Annotated in this window: 15 protein-coding genes; 11 read left to right on the top strand and 4 right to left on the bottom strand. The window is 46.5% G+C overall.

What is annotated here, in order from left to right; translation table 11 throughout:
• Nucleotides 1-5 precede the first annotated feature (5 nt).
• Nucleotides 6-1403 (top strand): Fe-S cluster assembly protein SufB, encoded by a 1398-nt coding sequence (sufB, locus tag EFK13_RS16750; RefSeq protein ID WP_024713611.1) that lies wholly within the window; start codon nt 6-8, stop codon nt 1401-1403.
• 87 nt (nt 1404-1490) lie between these two features.
• Here sufB and EFK13_RS16745 read toward each other — a convergent pair whose 3' ends face one another.
• Both EFK13_RS16745 and EFK13_RS16740 read right to left on the bottom strand, forming a co-directional pair.
• Nucleotides 1491-1763, bottom strand: coding sequence for a hypothetical protein (locus EFK13_RS16745; RefSeq protein WP_129507646.1), 273 nt, complete (start codon nt 1761-1763; stop codon nt 1491-1493).
• A complete protein-coding gene (locus EFK13_RS16740; RefSeq protein WP_129507647.1) occupies nt 1763-1918 on the bottom strand; it encodes a spore protein in 156 nt (51 codons plus the stop codon). The genes EFK13_RS16745 and EFK13_RS16740 overlap by 1 nt, the downstream gene beginning before the upstream one ends.
• A 158-nt stretch (nt 1919-2076) precedes the next feature.
• Between EFK13_RS16740 and EFK13_RS16735 the strand changes: the two genes are divergently transcribed.
• From EFK13_RS16735 to EFK13_RS16705, 7 genes are all read left to right on the top strand, one after another.
• A complete protein-coding gene (locus tag EFK13_RS16735; RefSeq protein WP_129507648.1) occupies nt 2077-3195 on the top strand; it encodes an NAD(P)/FAD-dependent oxidoreductase in 1119 nt (372 codons plus the stop codon).
• A 102-nt stretch (nt 3196-3297) separates the two neighbouring features.
• Nucleotides 3298-3672: a nucleotide excision repair endonuclease gene (locus EFK13_RS16730; RefSeq protein WP_129507649.1), complete on the top strand. Its 375-nt coding sequence runs from the start codon at nt 3298-3300 to the stop codon at nt 3670-3672.
• A gap of 200 nt (nt 3673-3872) precedes the next feature.
• Nucleotides 3873-4859 carry a fructosamine deglycase FrlB gene (gene frlB, locus EFK13_RS16725; protein WP_129507650.1) on the top strand — a complete coding sequence of 329 codons (987 nt, stop codon included), beginning with the start codon at nt 3873-3875 and terminating at the stop codon, nt 4857-4859.
• A gap of 80 nt (nt 4860-4939) precedes the next feature.
• Complete coding sequence (locus EFK13_RS16720; protein WP_129507651.1) at nt 4940-6208, top strand: ABC transporter substrate-binding protein; 1269 nt, start codon at nt 4940-4942, stop codon at nt 6206-6208.
• 57 nt (nt 6209-6265) lie between these two features.
• Nucleotides 6266-7144, top strand: coding sequence for a carbohydrate ABC transporter permease (locus EFK13_RS16715; protein ID WP_129507652.1), 879 nt, complete (start codon nt 6266-6268; stop codon nt 7142-7144).
• Between the two features lie 3 nt (nt 7145-7147).
• Nucleotides 7148-8050: a carbohydrate ABC transporter permease gene (locus EFK13_RS16710; RefSeq protein WP_129507653.1), complete on the top strand. Its 903-nt coding sequence runs from the start codon at nt 7148-7150 to the stop codon at nt 8048-8050.
• A 13-nt stretch (nt 8051-8063) separates the two neighbouring features.
• Nucleotides 8064-8918: a fructoselysine 6-kinase gene (locus EFK13_RS16705; RefSeq protein WP_129507654.1), complete on the top strand. Its 855-nt coding sequence runs from the start codon at nt 8064-8066 to the stop codon at nt 8916-8918.
• Nucleotides 8919-8942: 24 nt separating this feature from the next.
• On the opposite strand, the gene frlR is transcribed toward EFK13_RS16705, so the two are convergent.
• The gene (gene frlR, locus EFK13_RS16700) at nt 8943-9671 is read right to left on the bottom strand and encodes a transcriptional regulator FrlR (protein ID WP_129507655.1); all 729 of its coding nucleotides are present in this window, start codon (nt 9669-9671) and stop codon (nt 8943-8945) included.
• A 180-nt stretch (nt 9672-9851) separates the two neighbouring features.
• On the opposite strand from frlR, the gene EFK13_RS16695 reads away from it, so the two are divergent.
• A complete protein-coding gene (locus EFK13_RS16695) occupies nt 9852-10955 on the top strand; it encodes an ABC transporter ATP-binding protein (RefSeq protein WP_129507656.1) in 1104 nt (367 codons plus the stop codon).
• 32 nt (nt 10956-10987) lie between these two features.
• Here EFK13_RS16695 and EFK13_RS16690 read toward each other — a convergent pair whose 3' ends face one another.
• Nucleotides 10988-11854 (bottom strand): endonuclease I family protein, encoded by an 867-nt coding sequence (locus tag EFK13_RS16690; protein ID WP_129507657.1) that lies wholly within the window; start codon nt 11852-11854, stop codon nt 10988-10990.
• Between the two features lie 455 nt (nt 11855-12309).
• On the opposite strand from EFK13_RS16690, the gene allC reads away from it, so the two are divergent.
• Both allC and pucG read left to right on the top strand, forming a co-directional pair.
• The gene (gene allC, locus EFK13_RS16685) at nt 12310-13548 is read left to right on the top strand and encodes an allantoate deiminase (RefSeq protein ID WP_129507658.1); all 1239 of its coding nucleotides are present in this window, start codon (nt 12310-12312) and stop codon (nt 13546-13548) included.
• Nucleotides 13549-13564: 16 nt separating this feature from the next.
• A complete protein-coding gene (gene pucG / locus EFK13_RS16680) occupies nt 13565-14815 on the top strand; it encodes a (S)-ureidoglycine--glyoxylate transaminase (RefSeq protein WP_129507659.1) in 1251 nt (416 codons plus the stop codon).
• Nucleotides 14816-14948 lie beyond the last annotated feature (133 nt).

Genomic DNA, 14948 nt, shown 5'->3' with positions numbered 1-14948 from the left:
AATGGATGGCTAAAAAAATGCCTGATATTGGTGAATACAAGTATGGTTTTCACGACAAAGACGTTTCCATTTTCCGTTCAGAGCGCGGATTGACAAAAGAAATCGTAGAAGAAATTTCTCGCATGAAAGAAGAGCCTCAATGGATGCTTGATTTCCGCTTGAAATCACTTGAGCATTTCTACAACATGCCGATGCCTCAATGGGGCGGAGATTTAAACTCACTGAACTTTGACGAAATTACGTACTATGTAAAACCGTCTGAGCGTTCAGAGCGTTCTTGGGATGAAGTTCCTGAAGAAATTAAGCAAACTTTTGACAAGCTCGGTATTCCAGAAGCTGAACAAAAATACCTTGCGGGTGTTTCTGCTCAGTACGAATCTGAGGTTGTATACCACAACATGAAAGAAGATCTTGAAGCGCAAGGCATCGTCTTTAAAGACACTGACAGCGCGCTGAAAGAGAACGAAGATATTTTCCGTGAGCACTGGGCAAAAGTGATCCCGCCGACTGACAACAAGTTTGCGGCGCTTAACTCAGCTGTTTGGTCCGGTGGATCTTTCATTTACGTGCCTAAAGGCGTAAAGGTTGAAACACCGCTTCAAGCTTACTTCCGAATCAACTCTGAAAACATGGGGCAGTTCGAACGTACGCTGATCATCGTTGACGAAGAAGCAAGCGTTCATTATGTTGAAGGCTGTACTGCGCCTGTTTACACAACAAACTCACTTCACAGTGCGGTTGTTGAGATCATCGTGAAAAAAGGCGGCTACTGCCGTTATACAACGATCCAAAACTGGGCAAACAACGTTTACAACCTTGTAACGAAGCGTACGATCTGTGAAGAAAACGCAACAATGGAATGGATCGACGGTAACATCGGTTCTAAACTGACAATGAAATATCCGGCTTGTATCCTAAAAGGCGAAGGCGCGCGCGGTATGACGCTTTCCATCGCTCTTGCGGGTAAAGGCCAGCATCAGGATGCGGGTGCGAAAATGATTCACCTTGCACCAAACACATCATCCACAATCGTATCAAAATCGATTTCAAAACAAGGCGGAAAAGTAACGTACCGCGGAATCGTCCACTTCGGACGCAAAGCGGAAGGCGCCCGTTCTAACATCGAGTGCGATACGCTCATTATGGATAACAAATCGACTTCAGACACCATTCCTTACAATGAAATCTTAAATGATAACATTTCATTGGAGCACGAAGCGAAAGTGTCTAAAGTATCTGAAGAGCAGCTCTTCTACTTGATGAGCCGCGGTATTTCCGAAGAGGAAGCGACTGAAATGATCGTAATGGGCTTCATCGAGCCATTCACAAAAGAGCTTCCGATGGAGTACGCAGTTGAAATGAACCGTTTGATTAAGTTCGAGATGGAAGGTTCAATCGGTTAATTGTTTCACAAAAAAGGACGTGACTGGTTTTCAGTCGCGTCCTTTTTGTATGCAGAAGAAAACCGCAGGCCGAGGGGCCCGCGGTTTCTACTCTTCAGTCTCCTGATTGATGACTTGCTTTACAGATGTGCCATTGTGATATCCATTGTTCATCTCTCGTAATTGCGTATAAGCCGTGTCAAATTCCTCTTTTGTCATCTGTTTTGCGGCTAATGCTGAGCACAAAATGGCAAAGGCAATCGGCATTGTATCAATGTGAATGTCGATATGGACCTCTGAGTTGCCGCTGTTTTTGATCACGGATTCAGTAGCGGGTATCTCTTGAGTATGTCTGTTGATCGGAATGATGTTTTCGTTCATTACTCTTCTCCGTCTTGTGTCTGAGCCTGTGCCTGATCCTGATCTTGTTCTGTGTTCACGTTGACAACGACATTTGAATTGCCGCTGTTTTGGACTCTTGCGACTGCCACATTGCGGTCTGTGTTTTCTTCATTTTCATGACGATTTTCGCTCATGGTATCATCCTTTCTCTATTGATAGTGACAGAATATTCGATAGGAGAGTAAAGAGATTGGACGAACTTCGCGTTTTTTTCATATTGGGGCAAAGGGTCGAAGGAAAGCACTCGATTTGGTAAAATGAATAGACATTATAATAGAAAAGGTGTTTTTATATGAAATCGTATATCATCGTCGGCGCAGGAATTCTCGGCGCGTCGACGGCTTATCATCTCGCAAAATCAGGCGCTCGCGTTACTGTCATTGATCGGAAAGAGCCGGGACAAGCGACTGATGCGGCGGCGGGGATCGTCTGTCCTTGGCTCTCGCAGCGCCGTAATCAGGATTGGTACCAGCTTGCTAAGGGGGGAGCCCGGTACTATACGGATTTAATCCATCAATTGGAAGAGGACGGAGAAACGGATACAGGATACAAGCGTGTCGGTGCCATCAGCATTCATACTGACGCGGCGAAGCTCGATAAGATGGAGGAAAGAGCGTATAAGAGACGGGAGGACGCGCCGGAGATCGGTGAGATTACCCGCTTGTCCGCGAGTGAGACGAAAAAGCTGTTTCCGATTTTAGCTGATGGCTATGAATCGGTTCATATCAGCGGAGCCGCCCGTGTAAATGGAAGAGCGCTGTGCCGGTCGCTTATAAGCGCTGCTAAGAAACGCGGCGCAGAGATCATCAAAGGAAATGCGTCCTTGCTTTTTGAAAACGGAATGGTTACCGGCGTGCAAACAGACACACAGCAGTTTGCGGCTGACGCGGTGATTGTGACGGCGGGAGCATGGGCCAATGAGATATTGAAGCCTCTTGGCATTCATTTTCAAGTGTCCTTTCAGAAGGCGCAGATTATGCATTTTGAAATGACGGATGCGGATACAGGATCATGGCCGGTTGTGATGCCGCCAAACGATCAGTACATTCTTTCGTTTGATAACGGCAGGATTGTAGCCGGCGCCACGCACGAAAACGATGCCGATCTTGATGATCTGCGTGTGACAGCCGGAGGGCAGCATGAAGTATTGAGCAAAGCGCTAACCGCAGCACCGGGGCTTGCAGACAGTGCTGTTATTGAAGCAAGAGTGGGATTCAGGCCATTTACACCGGGATTTCTGCCGGTTGTAGGAGCGGTGCCTGGCGTTGGAGGCCTTTTTGCCGCTAACGGTTTAGGCGCCTCGGGATTAACAATGGGGCCGTTCTTGGGTTCAGAGCTCGCAAAGCTAGTTCTCGGAAAGCAGACTGAAATAGACCTTAGCCCGTATGATCCAGCCGGAGCGCTCGCATAATAAGTAAGAGCGTAACAAACAAATAGTATAAAGCTGTTCTAGCTTTTCTTTTCTGTCTGTGTTAGCATTTATCTTTAATGAAAAAGAGGACGTGAACTGATTTTGATAAAAATTGATATACCCGCACCGAATGTCACCATCACCGAACGACAGCAGTCAACGAATGAGAACGAGCCGAAAATAAAGGCGATTTACGGCTTCATCGACTTTCATCAGATACCAAGGGATAAAGGCGGCATCTTTATGTTTTACAACATTCATGACGAGCTGCTGTTTGTCGGTAAAGCCAGAAAGTTAAGACAGAGAATTAAGAAGCATTTTGAAGACAATGTCTCACCGATCAAACATCACAGAGACGAAGTATATAAAATTGAAGTATGTGTAGTCGAAGATCCAATGGAACGAGACATTTATGAAACCTATATCATCAACACACAGCATTCGAAGTACAATATAGACAAGGTATTTTTTAAATAAGACGTCAGTCCGCGGATTGAACAGCGAAGCCAGAGCTTATATGAAGTTCTGGTTTTTTTGTTTGGATTTTTTTAAATAGATTCCTGTTTAAATTATTGGGAAATTTCAGAAAATTATATTGACAATCATAGCTCCGGACTTTAATATAACAATATATAATGTTATATAACGTTATATAATAAAAATGGGGAGTGAAGGATTTGAGTCAGGCCACAGCAAAAGTAAATCGTGAGGTTCAAGCTTTCTTGCAGGATTTGAAAGGGAAAACCATTGACCATGTATTCTTTGTCGCATGCGGAGGGTCTTCGGCCATTATGTATCCGAGTAAATATGTGTTTGACAGGGAGTCAAAATCAATCAGCTCTGACCTTTACAGCTCTAACGAATTTATTCAGCGCAATCCTGTTCAGCTTGGTGAAAAATCTCTTGTTATTTTGTGCTCGCATTCGGGAAATACACCGGAAACGGTCAAAGCCGCTGCGTTTGCAAGGAGCAAAGGCGCACTTACAATTGCGATGACGTATAAACCGGAATCTCCTTTAGCGCAGGAAGCGCAATATGTTGCCCAGTACGATTGGGGCGATGAAGCGCTTGCGATCAATACGAACTATGGCGTTTTGTATCAAATCGTTTTCGGCACCCTGCAAGTATTAGAAAACAATACAACATTCCAACAAGCAATTGAAGGTTTGGATCAATTACAGGCTGTGTATGAAGAAGCCCTTAAGCAGGAAGCTGACAACGCACAGAAATTCGCAAAAGCCCATGAAAAAGAAAGCATTATTTATACAATGGCAAGCGGTGCAAACTACGGTGTCGCTTACTCCTACAGCATCTGCATTCTCATGGAAATGCAATGGATTCATTCCCACGCCATTCATGCCGGAGAATACTTTCACGGACCGTTTGAAATTATTGATGAATCCGTGCCGTTTATCATCCTGCTCGGTTTAGATGAAACAAGGCCTCTTGAAGAGCGGGCGCTTACCTTCTCGAAAAAGTATGGCAAAAAGCTCACTGTGCTTGATGCCGCATCTTACGATTTCACTGCAATTGACGATTCAGTTAAAGGCTATCTTGCTCCGCTCGTTCTCAATCGTGTACTCAGAAGCTATGCGGATGAGCTGGCAGAGGCGAGAAATCATCCTTTATCTCATAGAAGATATATGTGGAAAGTTGAGTATTGATCTGAAAATGAAGAACCATTATGCATTAGACTATAATGTTATATAACATTATAGTCTAATGTCCAGAGGAGGCCAACCCTTTGAAGAAAATGTTGTTGTTCTTGATCATTGCAGCTGTCAGCATGCTCACCATTGCGGGCTGTTCGAGCCAGAGCGGTTCAGCGGACGGAAAGGTGACATTGAAGTTTTTCCACAGATGGCCGAAAGAGCCGGAAAAAAGTTATTTTGAAGAGGTTGTTAAGGAATTTGAAAAAGAGCATCCGGATATCGACATTCAAATTGAAGCGGTTTTGAATGACTCCTATAAAGACAAAATTAAGGTCATGCTGGGAACCACCAGCCCTCCTGACATTTACTTCTCTTGGAGCGACGAGTTTGCTTTGAAATTCATTAGAGGCAATAAAGCACTTGATCTCTCGTCCTACTACAAAGATGATACCGATTGGTCATCACAGCTCGTTCAATCGCAAGTTGCACCATTTACTTATGAAAACAAGCAATATGGTGTGCCATGGCAAATGGACGCTAAATCATTCTTCTATAATAAAGACATTTTTCAAAAGCTGAACCTTGATCCACCGAAGACATGGGATGAATTAATCGATGTGTCAAAGAAGCTGAAAGAAAATGGCTACACACCGATCAGTTTCGGAACAAAGGCAACTTGGACAATCTCACACTATATCGGCACGCTCAATCAGCGGATGGTCGATCAAAAAACCCGGGAAAAGGACTATAACGCCAAAACGGGTGAATTTACCGATGAAGGCTATGTAAAAGCACTTGAAAAGCTTCAGGAGCTGATGCCTTACTTCAATAAACATGTAAACTCCGTCGACCACGAATATGTAAGACAGCAATTTAAGAGCGGAAAGTCGGCGATGATATATGCTGAAACAGCGGAGATCAAGCTGGTTGAACCGGTGAATCTGGGAATGTTCCCATTCCCTGAAATCAGCGGGCAAAAAGGATCTTCAAAAGCATTAACGGGAGCGCCGGAAGGATTCATGATTTCCTCAAAAACAAAACATCCGAAGGAAGCGATGGAATTTTTGCAGTTTCTGACATCGAAAAAAATGGGCGAAAAGCTCGTGAAAGATGTCGGAAAATACAGTGCGGTGCAAGGGACGGCAACTGAAGAAAATTCTACAGCCACTCAGCGTGAAGCCGTTCAGCAAATTGTTGATGCCAAATCAATGGTGCCATGGTTTGATATGGATGTCGATGTTGAAATCGCAGATGCGTACTTAACCAGCGTTCAGCAAATGCTCGGCGGCGACATGACACCGGAGCAGGTGATGAAAGCCGTTCAAAAAGCAGCGAAGCAAGTGAAGGCGTCAGCTGAATAAATCAAAGAAAAGGTGAAGCTTCGCACCTTTTCTTTTTATAAAGGAGATGAGATATCCTTGGTCAATCAGAATAAAATAATCCCTTATTTGTTTTTGGTGCCCGCTCTCGTTTTTTTACTTTTCGTTTATATCCCGATTTTTGAGAATGTCTTCCTCAGCTTGTTTCAGTGGAGCTCTTTTTCTCCTGAAAAAACGTTTATCGGCTTGAAAAACTATGTTGAATTGTTTCATGACCCTGTCTTTTATCAGGCACTTACCAATAATGTGCTTTACGCAGTGATCTCAATTATATGCCAGGTATTTGGCGGTTTGATTTTGGCGGCGGTGCTTGAGGATAAGCTGGTCAGAAAATGGTCGCCGTTTTTTCGCACCGTTTTCTTTTTGCCGGTTGTCATCTCCATGACAGTGATCGCGCTTTTGTTTGATTTTATTTACAACCCTGAGACAGGGCTTTTGAATCAGCTGCTTCAGGCGGTAGGTCTTGATCAGTTGACGAGAGCCTGGCTTGGGGAGGACAGCACGGCTATGCTTTCGGTTATTTTTGTGTCTCAATGGCAATCTGTCGGTTATATTGCGATGCTGTACATTGTGTCGATTCAAAAAATTCCGGACGAACTGTATGAAGCGGCCCGGCTTGACGGCGCGGGGAAAATTCAGCAGTTTTTTCATATTACCGTTCCTCAGACGAAAGAGATGTCTTTTGTTGCGGTGGTCATGACGCTGACCGGCGCCTTTACGGTATTTAATGAACCGTACATATTGACAGGCGGAGGGCCGGGCAACGCTTCAGAAGTCTTAAGCACGTTTTTATATAAAAGCGCCTTTACAAAGGATATGATGGGCTATGCCTCAGCGATTGCCACCGTCGTGTTAATCATTACGTTCGCATTGTCGCTCATGCAAATGAAGTTCTTTAAAACCGGAAAGGAGGACTAAAAGATGCTGCCTCAGAAGAAGACAGATTCGTTTAGATTGGAGCCTGTGCCTGATCGGAACATGGAAATGAAAAGAAAAACTGGACGAAAATGGTACATTGGAGAAACGTCTGTGTGGATTTTTCTGTTTCTTTATCTAATTGCGATCGCCTATCCGCTTCTATGGATGGTGATGAGCGCCTTTAAAAACTCGGACGATATTTTTGAGCACAGCTGGTCGCTGCCATCTTCGTGGCATCCGGAAAACTTTGTGTCCGCCTGGAATCAGGGGATTTCTTCTTATTTTATGAACAGTGTCATTGTCACGGCGCTGACGTGTGTCATCACTGTCTTTATCAGTGCATGGGCGGCGTACGGCCTTTCCCGGTTTGAGTTTAAAGGAAAAGGATTCTTTTTGGTGCTCTGTCTTGGCGGTTTGATGCTGACACCGCAGGTCAGTCTTGTGCCGCTTTATTCTATTATTCAGTCGCTGGGCCTTTACAATACGTATTGGGCGTTGATCCTGCCGTATGCGGCTTACCGAATTCCATTTACCATCATTTTGATCCGCTCTTATTTCCTTTCAATTTCCAAAGAATTGGAGGAGGCGGCTTATTTAGATGGGTGTACGAGTTTCGGGGTATTTTTCAGAATTTTCTTACCAATGAGTGTGCCGATTCTGGTGACATCAGGCATTTTGACGGCTTACCATACGTGGAATGAGTTTATGTTTGCGATTATTTTCATAGATGATGAGAATTTGCGGACCATTCCAGCCGGACTGATGCAGTTCAGAGACGCGCTGCAGACGGATTGGGGCGTCCTGCTGGCGGGATTAACAATTTCAGCCGCACCGATTATTCTTCTATTTTTATTGATGCAGAAATATTTTGTCCGCGGGATTGCAAGCGGAAGTGTAAAAGGATAAAGGAGGAAGCAAAATGAAAATGATTGCGGTTGGAGATAACGTTGTCGATTACTATCAGGATCAAGAAACGTTCTACCCGGGAGGAAATGCCTTAAACGTCGCTGTGCTTGCCAAACGGCTCGGGCATGCGGCTTCCTATATCGGAATTGTCGGCAATGACGAAGCAGCGGCACATCTTTTGAACGTACTGAAATTGGAGCAGGTCAACGCGGATTATATCCGCCAGGCGCACGGAGAAAACGGAATGGCGATTGTCACCCTTGATGAACAGGGGGACCGGATTTTTGTCAGGTCAAATAAAGGCGGCATTCAGTCCCGGCTCCGTCTCATGTTTCAGGAGAAAGATCTAGCCTTCATCAGCGGGCATGATTTGCTGCATACCAGTGTGTACAGCCGGCTTGAGAACGATCTTCCGCAGCTGTGCGGGCTGATCCCGGTCTCGTTTGATTTTTCAACCAATCGGGAGGATGGTTATTTGAGGAAGGTCTGTCCTTATGTGACGTATGCGTTTTTTTCAGGAAGCGATTTGAGTGAGTCAGAGTGCGGTGAGCTTGCTGAAAAAGCTCATGGGTATGGAGCCAAATTCGTTTGCCTGACCCGAGGAGGCCAAGGAGCGATCTTGTCTGCGGGTGACCGAATCTATCATCAGCCGATAGTGGAAACTGATATAATAGATACACTTGGAGCGGGAGATTCTTTTATAGCTGGTTTTTTGACTGCCTTTTGCGAGAAGCAGGACATAACGTCTGCTTTGCGCAAAGCGGCGGAAACGGCTGCGAAAACATGCGGCGTGTACGGGGCTTTCGGCTATGGACATCCTTATCGCTTGGAGGACGGGGGAAGCAGTGAAAAAACGAGAATACTATAAGCAGTGTCTCGTTTTTTATGCCTGTTAAGTGTAGGGGCTGTTGATGGTAAAGGTGACACGGTTTGTGTGCATCAAAAACAGTGAGCAGTAGATTGGCTGGTCGTTTGATGTAAAAGCCGTTTTATCGATTTCAAACAGCGCGTCCCCGATATCGCAATCCAGGTATTTGCTTTCCTCCTGCTGGGCATATACAACGTTTAATAGCTTCGTATTGTGGGTCGGCACAACTTGGTATTGCTGTCTCAAAATATCGTGCATGGATACGCCATCGGCAATAAAAGTATCAATGCCGGGAAACAAATCCAGCGGATAATGCGTCACTTCAAAGGTGAGCGGCTGGTCATCGTTATATAAAATCCGTTTCAGTTCAACGACAGGGCTCTCGGAATTGATTTGAAGCTTTTCGGCAATGGGTTTTGCCGCCGGAATGATCTCATAGGACAGCACCTGATGCTTCGGTTTTTTGCCGGTTGATTCCATAAATTCCGAGTAGCCGTTTACTGCAATCAGCTCACGTTTTAATTTAGGGCTTTTAACGAACGTTCCCTTTCCCTGCTGCCTGATCAGATAGCCTTCTTCGACTAAATCGAGAATGGCTTTCCTGACGGTAATGCGGCTGACATTATACTTGCTGCAAAGCTCGTTTTCGGTAGGCAGCTTGGCGGTTGGGGAATACACGCCCTTTTTGATGTCATCGGTGATGATTTGTTTTAGCTGAATGTATAAAGGTGTAGAACTTCCGTTGTTTAACAAAGGGTAGCCTCCTTTTAACCTATTATTCATATTATAATGTATTATGACGTTATAATACAAATTTACATTTTTTATTTTATGAATATAGCAAAAATGGGAATCGATTACTCTAAAAATAACAGAAAGACCGAGTTGTTTCCAGTGACGAAATAACAGATCAAAAGATAGGGGGAGTTTCTGATGGCTTCATTAACATTTGAACATGTCAAAAAATCTTATCACTCACAATTAACGGTGAAGGACTTTGATTTAAATGTAAAGGACAAGGAGCTTTTGGTGCTGGTGGGGCCGTCAGGATGCGGAAAATCGACCACGCTGCGGATGGTGGCGGGACTGGAAAGCATCTCTGAAGGAAACCTTCTTATTGATGGGGAGCGGGTCAATGATCTTCCCCCGAAAGAACGTGATATTGCGATGGTATTCCAAAACTATGCGCTTTATCCGCATATGACGGTTTTTGATAATATGGCGTTTGGATTAAAGCTCAGAAAGATGCCCAAACAGGAAATTGCCGAGCGGGTTCATGCGGCAGCCAGAATTTTAGAGATTGAGCATTTGCTGAAGAGAAAACCGAAGGCGCTCTCCGGAGGGCAGCGGCAAAGGGTGGCGCTAGGCAGATCGATTGTGAGGGAGCCGAAGGTCTTTTTAATGGACGAGCCGCTTTCCAATCTGGACGCGAAGCTGAGAGTGACGATGCGGACAGAAATCAGCAAGCTGCACCAGCGTTTAGAGGCAACCATCATATATGTCACGCATGACCAGACCGAAGCGATGACAATGGGCGATCGGATTGTCGTGATGAATGAAGGGGAAATTCAGCAAGTGGCGAAACCTCATGACATTTATCATTATCCGGCAAATCTGTTCGTTGCGGGCTTCATCGGCTCACCCGGAATGAACCTTCTGAAAGGCGTCATTGAAGAGCAGCATGGCGAGCTGTTTTTCACAAACCCTTCGGTCCGTCTTCATATTCCTGAAGAAAAGGCGAAGCGGCTTAGGGAAAAGGGATATACCGGAGAACAGATGATTGCCGGCATCCGGCCGGAGCATATCACACAAATGACCGGACATGACCAGCTGTTTGATTCAGTGTGTAAAGCGAAAGTGGAAGTGAATGAAAATCTGGGATCAGAGCTGATTGTACATGTCACGGCCGGGGACGAGCGGCTCACGGTCCGCCTGGACGGGAACACGCGAATCGCCGCAGGCGATTCGATTCAGCTGGCAGTAAAAATGGATCACATCGTTTTTTTCGATGCGGAGACGGAAGAGGCTGTGTATTAGAAAAGGTGCTCCTCACAAGGAGCACCTTTTTCTTACGGCCAAATGTCGTCGGCCCATTCAGGGTGGTCGATAAATGGATTGCGGTTGTGCTGATATTTCTCATAAATGATTTCATTTCTTTGGCGCTCGCGGTCGTCAACCGGGTCCTGCCTGTTCCATTCGAGCAGGGCAGATTGTTTGCCATGATAAGGGGCTGAGCCGTTGCCTGTTTTATCATTAAGCTCAAGATCTGGGTAGCCGTCGTCACCTTCGTAACGGACAGCCATGTAAAACAGCATGCGGGCGACATCGCCTTTCACATCATCACGGGGCTCCCATGAATCTCCGTCATAATAATTTCCGGGCGCTTTCGCATATTCTGTGCCGCCGTTGTCAAAATCCATATTGCCTCTGGTGCTGTTGACTTGGACATCAGCCGGGCGCAAATGGTGAATGTCGGTGCCAGGCCCTTTGCTTGTACCGAAATCGCCATGAGATTTCGCCCAGACGTGCTCGCGGTTCCAATCGCCGACATTGCCGCCGTTCAGGTTTTTCGACCGTGATTCATTCGTATAGAGCAGGATGACGTTATTCGGGTTAGCCGGATCTTCATCGGTTTCTTTCAGCGCGTTCCATACTTCGCTGTAGGACAGCATCGTATGTCCGCTGATAATGCGGTGCAGGGCGCTTTTTAGCGATTCTCCTGTTTTTCCCCCAGCCCCTTCATAATAGGTATCAGTGTCAGCATAGGGTGCAGCGGGAGCGGCGAATGAGAGAAGGCTCCCGGTTCCTGAAGGAGAAGACGCTAATCGGTCATTCAAGCTGAATGCGGTTTGCACGCTTGCTGAAGCTGCGGGCGCGAACCATCCTGAAATCAGTAATACACAGACGAGCGGCAGAAACCTTGCTTTTTTTGTCATCACTTGCCCTCCTTTTATCAGATCATGTCTATTATCTAAAAATGAAATAAAGGATAGAAGTGTCATTTTGTATATTTTTCATTAAAATTGTAAATTAGTTCCTTTGGAGGAGGGGGAAATCCGCTGTTTCAATATCTTTTGGCCCCGTTTATGCTCCAGCTGGTATGTGGCAAGCTGCTAATATTTCTGTTTTAATCTGTTCCGCGGACATCGCTTATCCCGCAAACTTAGCTTGTACATATGAAAGGTGTTTTGCCCCTTTCTTTAACATATGGCTCTCTTCCTTATTGTGTTTTCTTTTGACTTTATATGAAAAAAACTGAGAGGCAGGAGAGGATGGTCGCTGGATAGATATTGTGACCAAAAAATAAACGTTTTTTTGGTTAATCTGCCAATGAACTATCATGCCCCTCCTTCTATAATGAAGTCACCATAACGGCCAGAGGGGGGAGTACATGGAAAAGCAAAAGCTTTCAGTCAAAAACAGCATCGCAGATTATATTGAATGGCTCGCCCAATACGGCGCATCTGCGGACGGCGGCGTAACGAGGCTTTTGTACACAAAAGAGTGGATGGACGCGCAGCTCGCAGTAAAGACGGAAATGTCTTCATTCGGGCTTGAAACAAGGTTCGACGATGTCGGCAATGTTTTTGGAAGGCTTTCGGGCACACAGTCTCCGGATGAAGTGATTGTAACCGGTTCACATATTGATACTGTCATCAATGGGGGAAAGTATGACGGCGCCTATGGCGTGCTGGCGGCAATGCTTGCGATTAAGCAGCTTAAAGAAACGTACGGAGCACCGAAAAAAACACTCGAAGCGGTCTCCTTGTGTGAGGAGGAGGGCAGCCGTTTTCCAATGACCTATTGGGGATCAGGGAATATGACGGGTGGTTTTTCACTTCAGGATGGAGCAGAACCGAGCGATGAATCAGGCGTCTCTCTGCAAACAGCGATGTATGAGATCGGTTTTGGCAAAGGCGTGTTCCAGCCAGCGTATAGGACAGACATCAGCGCTTTTGTTGAGCTTCATATTGAACAGGGGCAGACGTTGGAAATGTCAGGACGGGATCTCGGCATTGTGACAAGTATTGCGGGGCAGAGGCGATATCTCGTCACGCTGGAGGGGGAATGCAATCATGCGGGAACCACCTCCATGAAATGGCGTAAGGACCCGCTTGCAGCCAGCAGCCGCATCATTCATGAACTGCTGCTGCGTGCGGAGGAGCAGCCGGATGAGCTCCGTCTGACATGCGGAAAAATAACGGCAGAGCCCAATGTAGCCAATGTCATACCGGGCCGCGTGCAGTTTTCAATCGATATTCGCCATCAGCATCAGCACGTGCTGGAGCAATTTCATGAAGACATGGCTGCTTTGATCAACCGCATTTGCCATCAAAAAGGAATTCGCGCCGATATTGATGAATATATGCGGATAGAGCCCGTGCCGATGGACGAAAGGCTGAAGGCTGCGGCTCTTGAAACAGCGGCAGAAAACGGCATCAGCTGCGAGGAAATGGTGAGCGGAGCAGGGCATGACGCGCAAATGATCGGAAGACGCCATCCGGCTTGTATGCTGTTTGTGCCAAGCCGAGGCGGCATCAGCCACTCACCGAAGGAATATACCTCGGCCAGACAGCTTGAGACTGGCGTCCGCGCACTGGCTGATTTATTATACAAACTGGCTTACTGATAAAGGAGGAATGGCTGTGTCAGGCAGAAAAGAATTATGCACCCCGTTAAGAACCATTATGACGCCGGGTCCTGTTGAGGTTGATCCGCGTGTATTAAGAGTGATGAGCACCCCGGTTGTCGGGCAATTTGACCCGGCGTTTACAGATATCATGAATGAAACGATGGATATGCTTCGAGAGCTGTTTCAAACGAAAAACCGTTGGGCATACCCGATTGACGGCACTTCACGGGCGGGTATCGAAGCGGTGCTGGCGAGTGTGATTGAGCCGGGAGATGATGTGTTCATTCCGATTTACGGACGCTTCGGTTATTTGCTGACTGAAATCGCAGAGCGGTACGGGGCGAATGTTCACACGCTTGAATGTGAGTGGGGAACGGTTTTTGACCCGGAGGACATCATACGGGAAATGAAAAAAGTGAAGCCGAAAATTGTGGCGATGGTGCATGGAGAAACATCGACAGGGCGGATTCATCCGCTCAAAGCAATCGGCGAGGCCTGCCGCGCTCAGGATGCATTGTTTATCGTCGATGCAGTCGCGACGATCGGGGGCTGTGAGGTAAAGGTGGATGATTGGAAGATTGACGCGGCCATCGGCGGTACGCAAAAATGCTTGTCTGTTCCGTCGGGAATGGCGCCGATTACATATAATGAGCGGGTGGCGGATGTGATTGCGGCTCGTAAAAAGGTGGAGCGCGGGATTGCGACACAAGCAGACAGGGCAACGCTTTCAGGAAACCGGCCGATCACAAGCAATTATTTTGATTTGAGCCAGCTTGAGGATTATTGGAGCGAAAGACGGCTCAATCATCATACAGAAGCGACGACAATGCTGTATGCCTTGCGTGAAGGTGTCAGGCTGGTGCTTGAAGAAGGTCTTGAAGCCCGCTTAGAACGGCATCGTCATCATGAAACCGCATTGACGGCAGGGATTAAGGCGATGGGGCTGAAGTTGTTTGGAGATGACAGCTGCAAAATGCCAGTTGTCACCTGTGTAGAAATCCCTGGCGGCATTGACGGCGAGTCTGTCCGCCATATGCTGTTGGCGCAATTCGGCATTGAAATCGCCAGCTCATTCGGACCGCTGGCGGGAAAGATCTGGAGAATCGGCACGATGGGCTACAGCTGCAGAAAAGAAAACGTGCTATTCGTGCTTGCCGGGTTAGAGGCTGTGCTGCTCAGACATGGCGCAGGGATTGAAGCGGGAAAAGCGCTCCAAGCGGCGCTTGACGTGTATGAAAACGCCGCCCGTCAGGCGGCGGTGTAAAAAAGCTTGCGGAACTCCGCAAGCTCTTTTTAGTGATATGATTTCGCTTTTTCTCCAAACATTTTTTTTCGGTTGACTCTTTTTACAAATCCTCTTTCTCCGTGTTGCATTTTCTGACAAAGCATGAGTCATT

It is taken from the genome of Bacillus cabrialesii (assembly GCF_004124315.2).
Taxonomy (GTDB): domain Bacteria; phylum Bacillota; class Bacilli; order Bacillales; family Bacillaceae; genus Bacillus; species Bacillus cabrialesii.
Note: the sequence above shows the minus strand (reverse complement) of the source record. Positions and strands in the feature narration are given on the sequence as shown.

Excerpts from the sequence above, each read along its gene's own strand:
- sufB (WP_024713611.1), top strand. The coding sequence starts at position 6 with ATGGCTAAAAAAATGCCTGATATTGGTGAATACAAGTATGGTTTTCAC.
- EFK13_RS16745 (WP_129507646.1), bottom strand. The coding sequence starts at position 1,763 with ATGAACGAAAACATCATTCCGATCAACAGACATACTCAAGAGATACCC.
- EFK13_RS16740 (WP_129507647.1), bottom strand. The coding sequence starts at position 1,918 with ATGAGCGAAAATCGTCATGAAAATGAAGAAAACACAGACCGCAATGTG.
- EFK13_RS16735 (WP_129507648.1), top strand. The coding sequence starts at position 2,077 with ATGAAATCGTATATCATCGTCGGCGCAGGAATTCTCGGCGCGTCGACG.
- EFK13_RS16710 (WP_129507653.1), top strand. The coding sequence starts at position 7,148 with ATGCTGCCTCAGAAGAAGACAGATTCGTTTAGATTGGAGCCTGTGCCT.
- EFK13_RS16705 (WP_129507654.1), top strand. The coding sequence starts at position 8,064 with ATGAAAATGATTGCGGTTGGAGATAACGTTGTCGATTACTATCAGGAT.
- EFK13_RS16695 (WP_129507656.1), top strand. The coding sequence starts at position 9,852 with ATGGCTTCATTAACATTTGAACATGTCAAAAAATCTTATCACTCACAA.
- EFK13_RS16690 (WP_129507657.1), bottom strand. The coding sequence starts at position 11,854 with ATGACAAAAAAAGCAAGGTTTCTGCCGCTCGTCTGTGTATTACTGATT.
- allC (WP_129507658.1), top strand. The coding sequence starts at position 12,310 with ATGGAAAAGCAAAAGCTTTCAGTCAAAAACAGCATCGCAGATTATATT.